Origin of the sequence: Arthrobacter sp. FW306-2-2C-D06B, from assembly GCF_021789175.1 — a bacterium.
GTDB lineage: Bacteria > Actinomycetota > Actinomycetes > Actinomycetales > Micrococcaceae > Arthrobacter.
On sequence record NZ_CP084560.1, the window covers coordinates 3,866,591 to 3,884,455 of the forward strand.

14 protein-coding genes are annotated in these 17,865 nt (G+C 64.9%); 6 read left to right on the plus strand and 8 right to left on the minus strand.

The window, feature by feature from the left end; all coding sequences use genetic code 11:
• The first annotated feature begins 16 nt into the window (after positions 1–16).
• A complete protein-coding gene (locus LFT47_RS18015) occupies positions 17–1,033 on the plus strand; it encodes an asparaginase (RefSeq protein ID WP_236812793.1) in 1,017 nt (338 codons plus the stop codon).
• A gap of 15 nt (positions 1,034–1,048) precedes the next feature.
• Positions 1,049–1,447 (plus strand): sterol carrier family protein, encoded by a 399-nt coding sequence (locus tag LFT47_RS18020; RefSeq protein ID WP_236812795.1) that lies wholly within the window; start codon positions 1,049–1,051, stop codon positions 1,445–1,447.
• 70 nt (positions 1,448–1,517) lie between these two features.
• Here LFT47_RS18020 and LFT47_RS18025 read toward each other — a convergent pair whose 3' ends face one another.
• Positions 1,518–3,008 carry a cation:dicarboxylate symporter family transporter gene (locus LFT47_RS18025; RefSeq protein WP_236812797.1) on the minus strand — a complete coding sequence of 497 codons (1,491 nt, stop codon included), beginning with the start codon at positions 3,006–3,008 and terminating at the stop codon, positions 1,518–1,520.
• Positions 3,009–3,241: 233 nt separating this feature from the next.
• Here LFT47_RS18025 and LFT47_RS18030 point away from each other — a divergent pair, with 233 nt between their 5' ends.
• Positions 3,242–4,153: a glutaminase gene (locus tag LFT47_RS18030; RefSeq protein WP_236812799.1), complete on the plus strand. Its 912-nt coding sequence runs from the start codon at positions 3,242–3,244 to the stop codon at positions 4,151–4,153.
• Between the two features lie 35 nt (positions 4,154–4,188).
• On the opposite strand, the gene LFT47_RS18035 is transcribed toward LFT47_RS18030, so the two are convergent.
• The 3 genes from LFT47_RS18035 to LFT47_RS18045 all read right to left on the minus strand — a co-directional run bounded on the left by LFT47_RS18035 (position 4,189) and on the right by LFT47_RS18045 (position 7,397).
• Positions 4,189–4,953, minus strand: coding sequence for an SDR family oxidoreductase (locus LFT47_RS18035; protein ID WP_236812801.1), 765 nt, complete (start codon positions 4,951–4,953; stop codon positions 4,189–4,191).
• A gap of 21 nt (positions 4,954–4,974) precedes the next feature.
• A complete protein-coding gene (locus LFT47_RS18040; protein WP_236812803.1) occupies positions 4,975–5,733 on the minus strand; it encodes an aspartate/glutamate racemase family protein in 759 nt (252 codons plus the stop codon).
• Between the two features lie 95 nt (positions 5,734–5,828).
• Positions 5,829–7,397: an NCS1 family nucleobase:cation symporter-1 gene (locus LFT47_RS18045; protein ID WP_236812805.1), complete on the minus strand. Its 1,569-nt coding sequence runs from the start codon at positions 7,395–7,397 to the stop codon at positions 5,829–5,831.
• 344 nt (positions 7,398–7,741) lie between these two features.
• Here LFT47_RS18045 and aceE point away from each other — a divergent pair, with 344 nt between their 5' ends.
• Entirely contained in the window at positions 7,742–10,483 is a 2,742-nt protein-coding gene (aceE, locus tag LFT47_RS18050) for a pyruvate dehydrogenase (acetyl-transferring), homodimeric type (RefSeq protein ID WP_236812807.1), read from the plus strand.
• A 55-nt stretch (positions 10,484–10,538) separates the two neighbouring features.
• Here aceE and LFT47_RS18055 read toward each other — a convergent pair whose 3' ends face one another.
• A complete protein-coding gene (locus LFT47_RS18055) occupies positions 10,539–10,730 on the minus strand; it encodes a YegP family protein (protein ID WP_236812809.1) in 192 nt (63 codons plus the stop codon).
• Between the two features lie 202 nt (positions 10,731–10,932).
• On the opposite strand from LFT47_RS18055, the gene nboR reads away from it, so the two are divergent.
• Together nboR and LFT47_RS18065 are read left to right on the plus strand one after the other, a co-directional pair.
• The gene (nboR, locus tag LFT47_RS18060) at positions 10,933–11,562 is read left to right on the plus strand and encodes a nicotine blue oxidoreductase (protein WP_236812811.1); all 630 of its coding nucleotides are present in this window, start codon (positions 10,933–10,935) and stop codon (positions 11,560–11,562) included.
• Positions 11,563–11,714: 152 nt separating this feature from the next.
• Entirely contained in the window at positions 11,715–12,713 is a 999-nt protein-coding gene (locus LFT47_RS18065; RefSeq protein WP_236812812.1) for an IS481 family transposase, read from the plus strand.
• 37 nt (positions 12,714–12,750) lie between these two features.
• Here the strand turns inward: LFT47_RS18065 and LFT47_RS18070 are convergent, their stop codons facing one another.
• Genes LFT47_RS18070 through LFT47_RS18080 form a run of 3 tightly spaced genes read right to left on the minus strand, consistent with a single transcriptional unit; the run spans position 12,751 to position 17,767 of the window.
• The gene (locus LFT47_RS18070; RefSeq protein ID WP_236812814.1) at positions 12,751–15,573 is read right to left on the minus strand and encodes a molybdopterin-dependent oxidoreductase; all 2,823 of its coding nucleotides are present in this window, start codon (positions 15,571–15,573) and stop codon (positions 12,751–12,753) included.
• A gap of 2 nt (positions 15,574–15,575) precedes the next feature.
• Positions 15,576–16,535, minus strand: a complete 960-nt coding sequence (locus LFT47_RS18075) for an FAD binding domain-containing protein (RefSeq protein ID WP_236812816.1) — start codon at positions 16,533–16,535, stop codon at positions 15,576–15,578.
• Positions 16,526–17,767 (minus strand): XdhC family protein, encoded by a 1,242-nt coding sequence (locus tag LFT47_RS18080; protein ID WP_236812818.1) that lies wholly within the window; start codon positions 17,765–17,767, stop codon positions 16,526–16,528. Before LFT47_RS18080 ends, LFT47_RS18075 begins: the two co-directional genes overlap by 10 nt.
• Positions 17,768–17,865: the final 98 nt, after the last annotated feature.

The following is a 17,865-nucleotide window of genomic DNA, read 5'->3' on the forward strand; positions in this document are numbered from 1 at the left end:
ACCCTAGACTTGCATCATGCCCTTGAGTTCGCATGAAACCTTTAGCGTTGAGTCCGCCGTCGAACTGGCAGTGATCGAACGCAGCGGCTTCATCGAATCGCGCCATATCGGTTCCGCAGTGGTTCTTTCCGGTGACGGCTCCGTCGTGACCCGGCTCGGCGACATCACGACGCCCATCTACGCCCGCTCCGCGCTCAAGCCTTTCCAGGCCCTCGCGTCGATGCAGTCGGGGGTTCCCTTGCGCGGCGCCCAGGTGGCTTTGGCGTGTGCCAGCCATGTGGGCTCGCTGGATCACATGGACGTAGTGGAAGGCATGCTGAAAGCCGCGGGCGTACGGGAAGAACAGCTGCAATGCCCCTCGGTGTGGCCCCAGGACGAAGTCGCGCGCAATTGGTTGATCCGTTCCGAGCACGGCAAGTCCAAGTTGGCTTCCAATTGTTCAGGCAAGCACGCGGCGTTCCTCTGGGCCTGCACCGAGAACGGCTGGGACACGCACAGTTACCTGGAGCCCAACCATCCCTTGCAGCACCGCGTGCGGACCGTCATCGAGGAATACAGCGGCGAGAAAATCGCCCACCTCGGCATTGACGGCTGCGGGGCACCGGTGGCAGCCCTTTCGCTGACGGGGCTGGCGCGGGCCTACTCGCGCCTGGCCCAGGCCCCGCGGGACCAGAGCTCCAACGCCCGCGCGGCAACCATTGCCACGTCCATGTTGGACTACCCGTGGGCAGTGCAAGGCCGCGGCGAGGCGAACACCATCGTCATGGACGAACTCGAAGTGCTTGCCAAAGGCGGCGCGGAAGGCGTCCTGGTCCTGGCAACCCCCACAGGCGCCTCTGTCGCAGTGAAGATCCTCGACGGGAATCCCCGCGCGGCCACCCTGGTTGGACTCACGCTTCTCGCGGTTGCCGGCGCCGTCGATATTCCCGGTGTCTCAAGCGTGCTCGAAAAGGTCGTGGAGCCCGTCCTCGGCGGTGGCCACTCGGTTGGCAGGATCCGCCTCGGCCACGCCGTTTCGGCGCTGCTGGACTGATTGGAACCCTCAACCATGGCAATTGCACGACGCCGGATCGACCTCGCGGAAGGCCGCGCGGCACTGGCCGCATGGCAGGTCGCCGTCGGGCAGGAAGCCGGGCAGGAAACGGTGCCGGGAACGCCGCCGTCGCGCGCTGTGCTGGCCACCGCGGTGCGTTACTCGCTCGAGGAACTCACCGCCCGCGCTCCCGGCAATTCGGTTGAAGTCAGGGTGCCGCCCTTCGGCGTCACCCAGTGCGTGGAGGGACCCCGGCATACGCGCGGCACCCCGCCCAACGTCATAGAGTGCGACGCCGCCACTTGGCTGGCGATGGTCACCGGCCGCTTGGCCTGGTCCGACGCCGTCGACGCCGGACGGGTCGCCGCGTCGGGCCTGCGCGCCGATTTGTCGGAGCTGCTGCCGCTGCTCTGAGGGCTTAAATGGTTGATCGCCCTACGGCGGCGGCGCTGTGGGGCGATCAACTGGAATGGTGCGTGGTGCCTTAGTCCGGGCTGACGGAGGGGCTCCGGTGTTGGCCCGGTTTGGTCATTTCGAACTGCGGGATCGCATCCGGATTCGGGCCGCCGCGGAACTTCGGCGAAGGCTCGCGTCCTTCGCTGATGCGCTCGATTTCCTGTTCCTCGAAGACGTCTTCGGCTCCGAGCATGATGGCGGAATCCTCGTTGGTGATCTCGCCCCTGAAGGCACGGAGCATGACCGAACGGTCGAACTGGCCTTCCCATTTCGCGACAACGAACGTAGCCACGCAGTTGCCGAGGAGGTTGACGACGACCCGCATGGAGTCCATGAGGCGGTCTGCACCCAGGAGCAGCGCGACGCCGGCAACCGGGAAGATGCCCAGTGCCGCGGCGGTGGCCGAGAGAGCCAGGAAGGACGAACCGGGTACGCCGGCCATGCCCTTGGACGTGAGGAGCAGGACACCCAGGGCCGCCAATTGCTGGCCGAGGTCGAGGTGGTGGCCAAAGGCCTGGGCCAGGAACAGCAGGGAGATCGAAAGGTAGATCGCGGCGCCGTCGAGGTTGAAGGAGTAGCCAGTCGGTACAACCAGGCCAGTGGTGGCACGGGAGCAACCGGCGTTGGTCAGCTTGGTCATGATGCGCGGCATGACCGCTTCGGTGGACGCGGTGCCGAGCGCGAGGAGGAATTCCTCACGGGTGTACTTCAGGAACTGCCACAGGGGCACCCGGGCGAAGCTCCACGCGACGAGGAACAGCAGGCCGATGAAGACAATGGCCGCCCCGTAACAGGAGGCGATCAGGAGCGCATAGGTCCCGAGGGTGTCGAGTCCGTACTGGCCGATGATGAACGCCATAGCGCCAAATGCACCGATGGGCGCCACTTTCATGATCCACGACATGATCTTGAAGATCAGTTCCAGGACGGTTTCCATGAGGCTGATGACCGGTAGGCAGCGCTCGCGGCCGATGACGACGATTGCCGCGCCGAAGAAGACCGAGAAGAACAGGACCTGGAGAAGGCTGTTGCTGGCGAAAGCGCCGATCACAGAGGTGGGAATGATGTCCAGGAGGAAGGAAGCCGCATCCTTGGGCGGCGCAGTGCCGGTCTTTGCGTTCAGCGCGTCCTGGGAAAGGGTACTCGGATCGATGTGGAGTCCGGCGCCGGGCTGGACCAGGTTTCCCACGATCAGGCCGAAGACCAGGGCAAAAAGCGTGGCGCCGGTGAAGTAGAGGAGTGCCTTGACCCCGACCCTTCCGACCGCTTTGACGTCGCCCACTGCCGAGATTCCCGTGACGATCACGAGGAAGATCAGCGGAGCGATGATCATCTTGATGAGTTGAATGAAACCATCGCCCAGTGGCCGGAGGGCGGACCCGATGTTCGGCCAGAAATGGCCGATGAGTACACCTGCGACGACGGCGATCAGAATTTGGAAGAAGAGCGACTTATACAGTGGCTTCTTCTTCCGCGGGGCCGAACTCGCCTTCAGCGCCGCAGAGTCTGGGAACTTCATTGATCTGAACCAATCAGTTTGGGAACAGCCCCGATTTTCGGGGATGAATTCAATGTAATCCCGATCACAGCATTCCACAAGGGGGAATTCAAATTTCACAATGCGGAATTCTTCCAGATGAAGCTTCTCTGTGGTTTGTGAAGTCCCTGAACTCAGGCCGTGGCCTCCGGACCGGCAGAGTGCGCGTAATGTACATGGCTGTGGACCCAATCCGAAGGACGGCACTAAGAAACATGGACCTCCAGAATCTCCTTGACGACATTGTCGGCACGGTTCAGCCCCTGCTCGGCCAAGGAGCGCCTGCGAACTACATCCCGAGCCTTGCCGCGGTGGACACCAAGCAATTCGGCATTTCCGTGGCAACGGCCAACGGCGACGTGTTCGCCTCCGGAGACGCTGACGTGCCTTTCTCCATCCAAAGCATTTCGAAGGTCTACGCCCTCGCCCTGGTGCTGGCCGGGGATGGCGATCGGATCTGGAAGCGCGTGTTCCGGGAGCCCTCCGGCAATCCGTTCAATTCCCTGGTGCAGCTCGAACACGAAGACGGAATTCCGCGGAATCCGTTCATCAACGCCGGCGCACTGGTAGTCACCGACAGGCTGCTCAGCATCGCAGGCAACTCGCCATCTCCCGTCCGGGAATTGCTCCGCCAGGAAAGCGGCAACAACTCGATCGATGCCGACCCGGTGGTGGCGGCCTCGGAAGCGGCGAACAGTCACCGCAACGCCTCGCTGGCACACTTCCTGGCCAGCTACGGAAACCTCGAAAACCCCGTGGACTCGGTCCTCGAGGCCTACATTGCCCAGTGCGCGCTCGAAATGAGCTGCACTGATTTGGCCCTCGCGAGCAGGTTCCTGGCCAACAACGGGCTGCGCGGGAACGGCACGGCGCTTCTGTCCCCGTCGCAGACCAAGAGAATCAACGCCGTGATGCTCACATGCGGCACGTACGACGCCGCGGGCGAATTCGCCTACCGCGTGGGGCTCCCTGGAAAGAGCGGGGTGGGCGGCGGCATTGTGGCCGTGGTACCCAACAAATGCACCATCTGCGTCTGGAGCCCGGGCCTGGGCCGATCCGGGAATTCACTCGCGGGCGTTGCCGCGCTCGATGAGTTCACCACCCGCACGGGCTGGTCGATTTTCTAGCCGCGGGCTTGCAGCCGTGCCGGGCTAGCAGGCCGCTAGCCCCGGCCCACGAATGGCATCCCGGCGGCGGTCACCACCACGGAACCAACATTGGCCGACGCCGGCATGTTGGCCATCATGAGCACAGCGCGGGCAGCGTCCTCCACGGGAAACATCGGCTCGACACGCCTGCTTCCATCGGCCTGGAGCGCGCCAGAGCCCACGCCGATGGTGTCCATGATTTCGGTGCGGGTGTTGCCGATATCGATCTGGCCGCAGCTGATGCCGTACGGGCGCCCGTCGAGTTCGATGCTCTTGGTCAGGCCGCTCATCGCGTGCTTGCTCACGGTGTACGCGACAGACAAGGGCCTCGGCGAATGGGCGGAGATGGAGCCGTTGTTGATAATGCGTCCGCCTTGCGGTTCCTGCGACTTCATGGTGCGCACGGCCTCGGCTGCACACAGCATGGATCCTGTGACGTTCACGGCCAGGGTGGCATTCCAATCGCTGACGCTGATCTCATCCACGCCGCCGGAAGGACCGAAGATGCCCGCATTGTTGAACAGGACATCAACCCTCCCCCAGCGCTGGCGGGCCGCCGAGAAAAGGCGCGCGACGTCGTCGGGCACCGTCACGTCGCACGGCACCACGAGCGCCTCGGGGTGGCCACCGGCGGTCTCGAGAAGCTGCGCTTCCCGCCGTCCGGCGAGGGTAACGCGGTAGCCTTCGGCCAGCAGAAGGCGGGCAACCGCCCGCCCGATCCCGGAACCTGCTCCGGTGACGACGGCGACCCGGGGCCGGGTGGGGATGGTTTCGCTCACGCGGTTCTCCTGTTTGTCGAGCTAGTGCGCGGCGGGAGCATCCGCCGTCGTCGTGTCCGTTGTGGTCAGGGGCCAGCCTATGACGGTCTTGGGACGCGGTGTGGCGTAGGTCCGGACCTTGGACGTGGACAGTCCCAGGCGCACGAGCGACTCGGCGATGGTCACCGCGGCGGCGACGCCGTCCACCACCGGAACGCCGCAGCGTTGGCGGATCTGCTCGTCGAGGCCGGCCATGCCGCCGCAGCCGAGGACGATGACTTCGGCTTTGTCGTCACGCACGGCTCGTTCGGCCTGTTCCACGATGGCTTCGACTGCGCGGTCGGGGTATTCCTCGAGTTCCAGCACGGCCATGCCGCTCGCGCGGACGGATGCACAGCGGTCATCCAGCCCGGCGAGCTTGAGGCGGTCTTCGATGAGCGGGACCGCGCGGTCCAAAGTGGTGATCACGGAATATTTGTGGCCGAGGAACATCGCGGTGCTGGCGGCGGCCTCGGTGATGTCGATGACCGGAACGTCGAGGAGCTCCTGGAGTCCCTCGCGGCCGTGCTCGCCATAGCCGGCCTGGATGACGGCGTCGAACGGTTCAGGATAGTTGACCACGCGGTCCATCACGGCAATGGCGGCGAGATAGCTCTCAAAGTTCCCTTCGCAGGAATCGGCACCGAACCGCGGGGTGATGCCGATGATCTCGGTGCCGGGAGCCGCGACGCTTCGCGCCTGTGCGGCGATGGAGTCGGTCATGGATTGGGTGGTGTTGACGTTTGCGACGAGGATGCGCATGTGTTCCTCCTGGATTGGGCCGGTTAGCCCAACTAACTCGCAGTTGTTGTCGTTTTGACGGGCGAAAACGACAACAACTGCGAGTCAGTTGAGTATTAGTGGTTGCTGACGACGGCGATCGGCTCGCCGGAGACGTCGGTGTGCTGCTGCTTCTTGTCCGCGAACAAGTAGTAGCACAACGCCCCGATGCCTGCTCCGAAGAACCAGGCGAACGGTGCCGCGGCCTCAAGAGCTGGAACGAACGCAATGAGGATGGCGACGACGGCGGCCGGAACCATTGCGGCGATCGCCCGGGGGTTGACGCCGCGCTTGTAGAAGTAGGTACCCGAGGGATGGTCCGTGTACAGGTCAAGAACGTTGACCTTGCCGCGGCGCAGGAGCCAGTAGTCGGCCATGACGACGCCGAACAGCGGGCCGAGCAACGCGCCGAGTCCGCCCAGGAAGTACACGATCACCAAGGGGTTGTTGTAGAGGTTCCACGGCAGGATGACCAGGCCGATGGTGCCGCTGACCCAGGCCGCCTTGCGGAAGTTCAGGTGCTTGGGGAAGAGGTTGGTCAGCGCGTAGACAGGTGCCACGAAGTTCGCCATGAGGTTCACTGCGATGGTCAGGATCAGCAAGGCAAGGCAGGCCAGGACGAGGAAAAGCGTGTTGGGGATGCTCTGCACGATGTCCGAGGGGCTTTCGATGATCTTGCCGTTGATCTTGTACTGGCCGCCGGCCATGATGACGACGATTGCGCCGAACAGGAGCATGTTGATGGGGATGCCCCAGAAGTTGCCGCGGACAATCGACTTCTTGGACACCGAGGAACGGGTGAAGTCGCAGAAGTTCAGCACGAAGGTGCCGTAGATGGAGACCCAAAGCGCGCCGCCGGCAAAGATCGTGCGCCACATCTCCCCTCCTTCGAGGCCCTTGATGCCGGACCACTGGATGGCTCCCCCGGCCTCCACGAAGACCCAGATGGCAATGGCCAGCATGGTGGCAAGGATGATGGGGCCGGCGAAGGCCTCGTACTTGCGGATCATTTCCATGCCGAAGCTGACGATGACCAGCTGGACAATCCAGAGCGATACGAAAGCGATCCACCCAAGCGTGGACAGGCCCAGGATGGAGTTGGCGTCCATGTCCTTGAGTCCGGGGAACATGGCGACAAGCATGACGCGGAGCACCACGGAGGCGAGGTAGGTCTGAATTCCGAACCAGGCGATGGCCACCGCGCCACGGACCAGGCTGGCCAGCTGGGCACCCCGGATACCGAAGCTGATCCGGCTCATGACAGGGAAGGGGACACCGGTCTTCTGGCCCATGAATCCGGAGAAGGTCAAGAGGGTGAACAGCAAGACCGCGCCGATCCCAAGGGCCACGAGGATTTGCCACCCGCCCAGGCCAAGCGAAAAGAGGCCGATGGCGAAAGCGTAGTTACCAAGGCTGTGGACGTCGTTGGCCCAGAGGGTGAAGATGCTGTAGCTGGTCCAGCGCCTACCCTCTTTCTTGGTGGGGGCGAGGTCGAGGTTATAGAGGCTCGGGCTGATGGTGCGGCCCGCTGCGACGGACGCTACATCGCACAGGGTTTCATTTCCTACTGACGGATGGACCGAACTGCCTGGCAGTGCGGTCTGCTCCGAAGCCGTCGTGACGCCGACTGGGGGAGTCGATTGCATCGTGGATCTCCACTTCTTTGTGGTGCTGCAACTAGGCTTCCGAGACGCTGTGAGAGGATATGAAACTTTTCGCATCGTGGAATCTAGTTATTGAATAGTGAAATAACTGTATGAGCTAGGTCACCTTTGGTCAAGGGCCGCACCCCCGACGGCGGTCACAAACGGCAGCGTGGGGGCCGCGGGGCCCTATAGGCGCTAGCCTCCGCCCCGCTGGATTGACGCTTGGCGAAGGCGTCGCTAATCTCGAATTACAGAATTTTATTCTCACAATACGAAATTTCCATGCACGTTTCAGCGCGCACTACAGTGCAAGCGCCCAGACATTCAATGAAGAGAGGTTGGACGTGGCTGCAGGAGAAGAGACCTCACACATCCTTAGCGGGTTGACTTCCCAGCTGCCTGATCGTGATCCGGAAGAGACTGCCGAGTGGGTTGAGTCTTTGGATGCGTTGATCAGGGAGCAGGGCACGGAGCGGGCGCAGTTCATCATGCGCAGCCTGCTTCAGCGGGCGGGGTCCCAGTCGGTGGGGGTGCCGATGGTGACGACCACCGATTACGTGAACACGATCCCGGCGGACCAGGAAGCGCCGTTCCCGGGCAACGAGGAATTCGAGCGCCGGTACCGGGCGTACATGCGCTGGAACGCGGCCGTGATGGTGCACCGGGCCCAGCGCTCCGACATCGGGGTGGGCGGGCACATCTCCACCTATGCCGGGGCCGCGACCTTGTACGAGGTCGGCTTCAACCATTTCTTCCGCGGCAAGGACCACGCCTCGGGCGGGGACCAGGTCTTCTTCCAGGGACACGCGTCCCCGGGCATGTACGCCAGGGCGTTCATGGAGGGCCGGCTCTCGGAGGAGGACCTGGACGGGTTCCGGCAGGAAAAGTCCAAGCAGGGCCACGCCCTGTCCTCCTACCCGCACCCGCGCCTGATGCCCTCGTTCTGGGAATTCCCCACCGTGTCCATGGGCATCGGCCCGATGAACGCGATCTACCAGGCCCAGTCCAACCGCTACCTGCACGACCGCGGCCTCAAAGACACCTCCGGGCAGCAGGTCTGGGCGTTCCTGGGCGACGGGGAAATGGACGAGCCCGAGTCCCGCGGCCTGCTCCAGCTCGCCGCGAACGAGAACCTGGACAACCTGAACTTCGTGATCAACTGCAACCTCCAGCGACTGGACGGGCCGGTCCGGGGCAACGGGAAGATCATGCAGGAACTGGAGGCGTTCTTCCGCGGCGCGGGCTGGAACGTCATCAAGGTCGTCTGGGGCCGGGAATGGGATGAGCTGCTGGCCCGCGACACCGACGGGTCCCTGGTGAAGATCATGAACGAAACCGTCGACGGGGACTACCAGACCTACAAGGCCGAGTCCGGCGGGTTCGTCCGGGAACACTTCTTCGGGAAGACCCCGGCCACCAAGGACATGGTCGCGGACCTGGACGACGAGCAGATCTGGAACCTCAAACGCGGCGGCCACGACTACCGCAAGGTCTACGCCGCGTACAAGGCCGCGACCGAGTTCAAGGGCAAACCCACCGTGATCCTGGCCAAGACCGTCAAGGGCTACGGACTCGGACCCCACTTCGAGGGCCGCAACGCGACCCACCAAATGAAGAAACTCACCCTCGCCGATCTCAAGGAATTCAGGGACTACCTCAGGATTCCGATTTCCGACGCCCAATTGGAAGAGGATCCCTACCGGCCGCCGTACTACCACCCCGGCATGGACGCATCCGAGATCGCCTATCTCCTCGAGCGCCGAGCTGCGCTGGGAGGTTCGGTCCCGGAGCGGCGTTCCAACCATGCGGCCATCGAGCTGCCCGAGGCCAAGACCTTTGACGTTGCCAAGCGGGGAACCGGCAAGCAGCAGGCCGCCACCACCATGGCCTTCGTCCGTCTGCTCAAAGACCTGCTCCGCGACAAGAAATTCGGGCACCGGATTGTTCCCATCGTCCCGGACGAGTCGCGGACCTTCGGCATGGACGCGTTCTTCCCGACCGCGAAGATCTACAACCCCAAGGGCCAGAACTACCTCTCCGTGGACCGGGACCTCGTCCTGGCCTACAAGGAATCCCCCATGGGCCAGCTCATCCACCCCGGCATCAACGAAGCCGGCGCCGTCGCGGCCTTCACCGCCGCCGGCACCGCCTACGCCACCCACGGCGAACCCCTCGTGCCGATCTACGTCTTCTACTCCATGTTCGGCTTCCAACGCACCGGCGACGCCTTCTGGGCCGCCGCGGACCAAATGACCCGCGGCTTCATCATCGGCGCCACCGCAGGACGGACCACCCTCACCGGCGAAGGACTCCAACACGCCGACGGCCACTCCCCCATCCTGGCCTCCACCAACCCCGCAGTCCTCACCTACGACCCCGCCTACGGCTACGAAATCGGCCACATCATCCGCGACGGACTCGAACGCATGTACGGCGAGAACTCCGCCGACCGGAACCTGATGTACTACCTCACCGTGTACAACGAGCCCATCAGCCAGCCCGCGGAACCGGAAAACCTCGACACCGAAGGCCTCCTGAAGGGCATCTACCTGCTCGCCCCGGCGAAAACCGACGGACCCCGCGCGCAGATCCTGGCCTCCGGCGTCTCGGTCCCCTGGGCCCTGGAAGCCCAGAAAGTCCTCGCCCAGGACTGGGGAGTCTCCGCCGACGTCTGGTCCGTGACCTCCTGGAACGAACTCCGACGCGACGGACTCGCCGCCGAAGAACACGCCTTCCTGAACCCCGGCGAAGAACCCCGCACCCCGTTCGTCGCCCAGCAACTCGCCGGCGCCACCGGACCGGTCATCGCCGTCACCGACTACATGAAGGCCGTCCCGGACCAGATCCGCCAATTCATCCCCAACGAATTCGCCTCCCTCGGCGCCGACGGATTCGGATTCTCCGACACCCGCCAGGCCGCACGCCGCTTCTTCAAAAACGACACCCACTCCATCGTCGTGAAGACCCTGCAGCTGCTCGCGGCGAGGGGCGAGGTTGACCCGAGTGCGCCGTCGTACGCCATCGACCGGTACAAGCTCCTCGACGTGACTGCCGGCACCACCGGCGGTTCGGGCGGCGACTCCTAAACGGCGGTAAAAAGAATCGGCGGTAGTGCTCCGTGAGCACTACCGCCGATTCTTTTTACGCTCCGAGCGATCGTCGATCCACCACGAATCCTGTGGCGGCATTCTCCCTGACTGCGTTGATACCGGCCACAAGGGCCGCAATATCCGGGAACCTGGGCGACACCGCCACCACCGTTCCATCATCGGCCTTCAACCGGAAACGGAACGATTGCTCCCCCGCCGTCAAAATTTCGAAAATGCCAGACATAAACCCTCTTTCCACCGCGGATGCGTCATTGCATCCCCTTCGATGACCACTGACTCTCGTGAAGTCCCTACGAGGATATCGGCCATGGGAGCCTCCCAGAAGGCCTACCCATGGGTAATATTCAACCTTTTTCGGTAGACCTATATGGGAGTGCAAGGTGAACCTAGAGACCTCGCTGGGGCACATGGATAGGGTGAACCCCATGAACGATTCCTGCCCTGCGCCTACCACTGGCGTGCTGTTGGCCGGCGGCGCGGGGACACGCCTGGGCCTTGGCCCCAAGGCGCTGCTGCCCTTCCGCGGGCACACCTTGGTGGAGGTACTCGCCAAGACACTGCTCGACGGCGGTTGCCGCGAAGTGGTGGTGGTGCTCGGGGCCGGAGCCGAGGATGTCCGCCGCGGGACGGAGCTGGGCAAGTACCTCGTGGTGGACAACCCGGAGTGGGCGTCCGGCATGGCCAGCTCGTTTCGCACCGGTGTTGCGGCGGCTACCCACGGCCACAATGTCATGGTGACTCTCGTGGACCAGCCCGGGCTGACCCCCGATGTCGTCGCCCGGCTGCTGGCCGCGCACCAACCCGGCCGTGTGACCGCAGCAGGATACGCGGACACTGTCTACAACGGCAGCAACACAGCAAAACTCCGGCGCGGCCACCCCTTGATCATCGACGCTACCCTCCGCGCCGACGTCGCCGAGTCCGCCGTCGGCGACGCCGGAGCACGCCGCTTCCTCAAAACACACCCAGGGCTCGTGGACGTCGTCGACTGCAGCGACCTCGCCGACGGTGCCGACGTGGACACGAAGGACAAGCTGCACCTCCTCAGCGACTAACTCCCCCAACCGCCCGGCCCCCCAACTAGCTGTACTGCCCAGGGACATTGGTTGAAGTCGTGTGAGAACACGGCATAGATTTCCGGCATGACGAAGGCCTCCCGGTGTGGAGTGGAGCTGTCTAAGAACCGCTGCTCACCCAGGAGGCCTTCGTGTCCCACGCTAACGCAACACTGACCTCAAAAACCCGTTTGAAGCTCGCCAAATTGGTCGTCCACGAGCACTGGACGATCTCCGAGGCAGCGAAGATGTTCATGGTGTCCTGGCCCACGGCCAAGCGCTGGGTCCAGCGCTACCTCGACCACGGAGCCGCGGGCATGCAGGACAGGTCCTCACGGCCGCACCATAGCCCGGCCAGGACACCGCAGGCGTTGGTGAAACGCATCGTGGCACTTCGGTGGCGCAAACGACTGGGACCGGTGCAGATCGCCGGCAGGCTGGGAATCGCGGCGTCAACTGTTCACGCAGTCCTGGTCCGCTGCCGGATCAACAGGCTGCGCTACATCGACCGGGTGACCGGCGAACCAATCCGCCGCTATGAACACCAATCCCCGGGAGAGCTGCTCCACGTCGACGTCACCAAGTTCGGCAACATCCCCGACGGCGGAGGCCACCGATACCTCGGCCGGCAAGAAGGCGGGAAGAACTCCCGGGCCTCAGCCAGCCGCAACGGCCTGCCCCGCTCGGGCAAACACCCCCGCAACGGCACCGCCTACGTGCACACCGTCATCGATGACTACTCCCGGGTGGCCTACGCCGAGATCCACCACAACGAGAAGGCCGTAACCGCGATCGCCGTGCTGCGCCGCGCCGTGGCCTGGTTCGCCGACCGCGGCATCACCACCAAACGGGTGCTCTCCGACAACGGATCCGCCTACGTCTCCAAGGCCTGGACCCACGCCTGCGAGGAACTGGGCATCACACCGAAACGCACACGACCCTACCGGCCCCAAACCAACGGCAAGATCGAACGGTTCCACCGCACCCTCAACGACGGCTGGGCCTACGCCAAGTTCTACCCCACCGAAACAGCACGCCGCGACGCCCTACCGGCCTGGATCCACTACTACAATCACCACAGGCCCCACACCGCCACCGGGAACAAACCACCCCTCAGCCGGTTGACCAACCTCCCTGGGCAGTACAACTAGCTCGCAGTAGATGTCGTTATGAGGCTCCAAAACGACATTAAATGCGAGCTAGTTGGGTGGGGGTGGGGGCTTCGGCGTCCTTGAGCGCCAGGTAGATCTTGTCCCGGGCGATGGGGAGCGAAGCGAACCTCACCCCGGTGGCGTTCCGGATGGCGTTGGCCAGCGCAGGCGCTACGGGGTTGAACGGGCTCTCGCTCATGGACTTCGCGCCGAGCGGCCCCATCTGGTCGTTCGTTTTCGCGAAGTACACCTCACTGCGTGGCACGTCCGCGAAGGAAGGGATGTGGTACTGCCGCAGGATGTCGGTGGTGACCTTGCCGGCGTCGTTCACGCGCACTTCCTCATACAGCGCGACACCCAACGCCTGGGCGATTCCGCCTTCCACCTGGCCGCGGCACTGCCGTGGATTGACCACGACGCCGGCATCGGCCGCCTGGACGCTCTGCAGGATCCTCAGCTCCCCCGTGCCGGTATTCACGGCCACCCGGAATCCATGGACGTTGAAGGCGACCGAACGCGGGGTTCCGCCCCAACGCCCGTCTGCGGCGAGTTCCACACCCTGCTGCTGCGCGGCGTCGTACACCTCAGCGAGCGGCAAGACCCGCTCACCGCAGCGCGCGGCACCGTCCTCGAGCACACAGTCCGCCTCTGAAACACCGAGGAACGCAGCAGCCACGGCCCGGATCCGGAGCGCGAGTTCCTGCGCCGCGAGCAAGGTTGCTTGCCCGGCCACCACGGTGCCTGCGGAGCCGAACGCGCCGGTATCGTGCTCCACGAGATCCGTGTCGGACTGGCGCACGGCCACTTTCGGCGCGGTGGTAGACAGGGCGGTCGCCGCCAACTGGGCATGGACCGTGGTGGTGCCGTTGCCGAACTCGGCGGTCCCGACGGCGGCGTCGAACGTGCCGTCCGGCAGGAGCCTGAGGCGCGTATGGGCGAAGTGCCCGCGAGGCGGGACCGTGTCGATCATGGACAGCGCTGAACCGACGCCGGTGGCCCACTCCGGACCCAGATCGTCGAGCCCGGCGTCACGGTAGCGTTCACCGCCGCGCTCCAGGGCATCCCGGACCAACGCCACGCACTGGTCCAGGCCGTAGCTCCCGTAGAAAACGTCCTCTTCCGGTTCCGGGTTCGTGGAGAGCATGTGGTCCCCCGGCCTGACCATGTTCTTGAGCCGGAACTCCAAGGGGTCCATGCCGATACCAACCGCGAGTTCGTCCACGGCGGATTCGATCGCGAAGATCATCTGGCTCAGGCCGTAGCCACGGAAGGCGCCGGCCGGGACCGTGTTGGTGTAGACGGCCTGCGCGTCCACTTTCTTGTTGGCGCATTTGTAGACGGCCAACGACTCGCCGCAACCGTGGAACATCACTCCGGGCGCGTGATTTCCGTACGCACCCGTGTTGGTGACCACGTCCAGTTGCATAGCCGTCAGGTGACCGTCCCCGCTCGCCCCGGCCTTCACCTTGATGGTGAAAGGGTGGCGTGTGGTGGTGGCGGTGAATTGCTCGGTGCGGGTGAACTCCACCTGCACAGGCCGGCGCAGCTTGAGGGCAGCCATGGCCACGAGGTCCTCAGTGAGCACTTCCTGCTTGCCGCCGAAGCCACCTCCCACGCGGCCCGCGACCACGCGGATGCGGTCTTCAGGAAGATCGAATACGCGGGCGAGGGTGCGCCGGACAAGGAACGGGACCTGGCTGGAGGAACGCACCATGAGCCGGTCCTCCGCTGGGTTCCCGGACGGCTCCACCCACGCGATGGAACAGTGCGTTTCCATCGCGACGTGCTGTACCCGCTGGGTCTGGTACGTGTTCTCGTGGATGAAGTCGGCCACTGCGAATCCGGCCTCGACGTTCCCCAGCTCGGAATGAACCTCAGCCACGACGTTGTTCTGCGGGCGGGAAATCCGGGCCGTTTCCCCGTCCTTCTCACCGTGGATCGCGGGCGCACCGGGCAGCAATGCGTCCTGTGGCGAGAAGACAGCGTCCAGGAGTTCGTACTGCACTTCGATGGCACGCGCCCCGGCTTCCGCTGCGCCCACCGATTCGGCGACGACGGCGGCAACCCGCTGGCCGATGAAGCGCACCACATTGTCGAGGACCCGGGTGTCGTCCGGATCATCCGTGTAGAGCTCGTGCTGGGCCGTTGAGAACAACCGGGCCGGCGCGTCCTCATGCGTGAAGACCGCGACGACGCCGGGTACCTGGAGAGCCGCCGTGGTATCGATGGAAACAATGCGGGCATGCGCGTGCGGCGAGCGCAGCAACTTCAGATGCAGCAGTCCCGGGAGCTGTTCCGGCGGGACGTCGAGGGTGTAGCGGGCGGTACCGGTGACGACGGCGCGTCCCGCAGGCGCGGGAACGTTGTCGCCAAGCTGGCCCGTACTGGCTGCCGCGCCGGACTGCGCCGCAGCGCCGCCGTCCGGTGCGTGCGTGTGACTTCCGCAGACTGCGTCCGCAATGGAGCGGTAACCCGTGCAGCGGCACAGGTTTCCTTTGAGGTTGCGCGGGAGGTTGGCTTTCTGTTCCTCGTCGAAGGTGGCGGCGGTCATCATCATGCCGGCCGTGCAGAAGCCGCACTGGAAGCCCTGGTTATCCAGGAACTGCTGCTGCACGGGATGCAGCTCGCCCCCGCTGGAGAGCCCCTCGATGGTGGTGACCGAGTGCCCTTCGGCGCGGACGGCCGGGTAGATGCAACTGTGCACGGGTGTGCCGTCTACGTGGACAGTGCACGCGCCGCAGTCGCCGCCGTCGCACCCCTTCTTGACGCCGAAGTTGCCCTGTTCGCGCAGGAACGTCCGAAGGCACTGGCCCGGGCGGGGGGCGGCCTCGGTGGCTGTTCCATTGATCTCGATTGCCATGCTCAGGCCTCCTTCTGCTGCTCGGTGTTGAATGATTCCGCTTGGGTGGACGGCTGTGGCGAAGTGGCGTGTGGTGGCCAGAAATCTCCCGACACCGTGAGCGGTCCGCCCGGCTCCCCCGGGCCGCACAGCTCCGCGCGGATCTCCTCGGCAAGGCGGAAGGTCATGTCCCGGCGCCATTCCGGGAGCCCGTGGATGTCGTCGTGGTACAGCTCCGCGGGGATTGAATGCCCGACGGCGGCGGCCAGCTGGCCTGCGTCCGGCAACTGCCCGGCGGCCAACCGCAGCTGCACGGGCCGCTTGGTGGCGGCGGTAACGGTGAGGACCAGGCCGCCATCGGCGTCGAGCCTTCCGATCAGCAGCACCCCGGATCGCCCGAGGTTGCTCAGCGAGAGCCGGCGGAAGGCCACCTTCGCAGCCAAGGCCGACGCCGGCAGCTGGATGCTGCGCAGGAGCTCGCCGGGTGCCAGGCAGTTTTTCCCGTCCCCGGTGACGAATTCGGCCACTGGAACGGTCCGGCTGCTGCCGTGCCGGCCAAGGATGGTGGCCCTCGCGTCCAGGCCGGCGCACAGCGAAATCATCGGCCCGGCCGGGAGCGAGGTGCACACATTGCCGCCAACAGTGGACATGTTCCATACCTTGAAAGAGGCCACGAAAGAGTCGCAGCACGGCCGGAAAAGTTCCAGCCCCGGCCAGTTCCGGCCGGCCACGGCGTCCGACCCCGGGAGTGCGTAGAGCTCGGCAACCGTGCAGGTAGCGGCAAGCTCGATGCCGGTATCGCTCACGGTGACGGCCCGCCATCCTGCTTGGCCAAGGTCCAGCAAGCGCTTCAATGGCTCCTCGCTGCCCACCGGGCTGCCGTAGGAAAACAGGACGGTGCCGCCGGCAAGCCAGGCGTCGCCGTCGCGCCACTCGCCTGGATCCGTGGTGGCAACTACGGACTCGATGGTGTTCATGTCCATGGGGTCACCTTGCTTTGTTCGGGGGTGTTGTGTTCGGGGGTGTTGTGTTCAGGAGCGCTCGGGTGGATCGGCCCTGTGCCGTCCTTGAGCGAACCCCAGCCGGAGGCTGGATAGGGTGCACAGCCGGAGGCCGGCCGCGGAGCGCGGGACGCGAGGATCTCGGCCGTAATGGACACCGCAACTTCAGCCGGAGTGACGGCACCAAGGTCCAGTCCGATCGGCGAATGAAGGCGTTCGAGGGCCTCGGCCGGGACGCCGCAGTCCAGCAGTCCGTCGATCCGTTGCCGGTGACTGCGCCTCGAACCCATGGCTCCCACATAGGCGAGATCCAAATTCAAGGCGGTTTCCAGCAGGGGAATATCGAATTTGGGATCGTGGGTCAGCACGCACACGACGGTGCGGGAATCGATCCGTCCGGCGCTTGCTTCTGCGGCAAGGTAACGGTGCGGCCAGTCGGTGACGAGGTGGTCGGCGCCGAGGAATCGGCCCTGGCTCGAAAAAGCGGGGCGGGCATCGCACAAAGTGACCTCGTAGCCCAGGAGTTTCCCGGTGGGGAGCAAGGCCGCGCCGAAGTCGTTGGCGCCAAAGATGAGCATCCGGGCCGCGGGCAAGCGGCTTTCGACGAAGAGGGTGATGGGTTCGGCTTGCGGCACGGCGCTCCCGCAGCCTGCGGCCGGGGCGAGCCGCACCAGCCCTGCCCGGCCACCATGCAGAAGGGGTTCGAGCTGGGCCGCGGCCGCGCGGATCACTGCGTCATCCCCGCCAAGCAGGGCCGAAAGTTCCCGTGAACCAACGGCGGAAAAACCCGCCGGATCAGGAACGACGACGGCGCCTCCCGCGGCGTCGAGCCTGCGGATGAGTGCCAGGGAAGCGCCGCCGGAAGCGGCATTCAACAAGGCCAGGTCCAGCCCGGCGGACCCCGTCGGCTGGATGTGGACTTCCAGCTCGCCACCGCAGGTGAGCCCGACGGCGAACGCGTCCTCGGCGCTGTAGCCGAACGACTCGAGGCGGCTGCCGCCGTCGTGCATTGCTTGAAGGGCAGCCTCCACCACGGCGCCTTCCACGCACCCTCCGGAGAGGCTGCCAAGGACATCGCCGTGTTCGGAAACCAGCATGGACGTGCCGAGGGGACGGGGCACGGAGCCTCCCGCGGCCACGATGGTGGCGACGGCGCATCGCTGACCGGAGACCGCGGGCCGCCACGTGCCCAGCGAAGGCATCAAATCCAGCATGGCAACACCTCCTTTACCGAGGTCCCGGACCGGAGACCCGCCCGGGGCAGTGTGCGATCTTGCCTCATATTCTCATTCCTTGCGTCTGTACAGGAGAG

What these genes read in the sequence shown, in the direction of transcription:
- LFT47_RS18015 (WP_236812793.1), top strand. Translation starts at nt 17, where the DNA reads ATGCCCTTGAGTTCGCATGAAACCTTTAGCGTTGAGTCCGCCGTCGAA.
- LFT47_RS18020 (WP_236812795.1), top strand. Translation starts at nt 1,049, where the DNA reads ATGGCAATTGCACGACGCCGGATCGACCTCGCGGAAGGCCGCGCGGCA.
- LFT47_RS18025 (WP_236812797.1), bottom strand. Translation starts at nt 3,008, where the DNA reads ATGAAGTTCCCAGACTCTGCGGCGCTGAAGGCGAGTTCGGCCCCGCGG.
- LFT47_RS18030 (WP_236812799.1), top strand. Translation starts at nt 3,242, where the DNA reads ATGGACCTCCAGAATCTCCTTGACGACATTGTCGGCACGGTTCAGCCC.
- LFT47_RS18040 (WP_236812803.1), bottom strand. Translation starts at nt 5,733, where the DNA reads ATGCGCATCCTCGTCGCAAACGTCAACACCACCCAATCCATGACCGAC.
- LFT47_RS18045 (WP_236812805.1), bottom strand. Translation starts at nt 7,397, where the DNA reads ATGCAATCGACTCCCCCAGTCGGCGTCACGACGGCTTCGGAGCAGACC.
- LFT47_RS18055 (WP_236812809.1), bottom strand. Translation starts at nt 10,730, where the DNA reads ATGTCTGGCATTTTCGAAATTTTGACGGCGGGGGAGCAATCGTTCCGT.
- nboR (WP_236812811.1), top strand. Translation starts at nt 10,933, where the DNA reads ATGAACGATTCCTGCCCTGCGCCTACCACTGGCGTGCTGTTGGCCGGC.
- LFT47_RS18070 (WP_236812814.1), bottom strand. Translation starts at nt 15,573, where the DNA reads ATGGCAATCGAGATCAATGGAACAGCCACCGAGGCCGCCCCCCGCCCG.
- LFT47_RS18075 (WP_236812816.1), bottom strand. Translation starts at nt 16,535, where the DNA reads ATGGACATGAACACCATCGAGTCCGTAGTTGCCACCACGGATCCAGGC.
- LFT47_RS18080 (WP_236812818.1), bottom strand. Translation starts at nt 17,767, where the DNA reads ATGCTGGATTTGATGCCTTCGCTGGGCACGTGGCGGCCCGCGGTCTCC.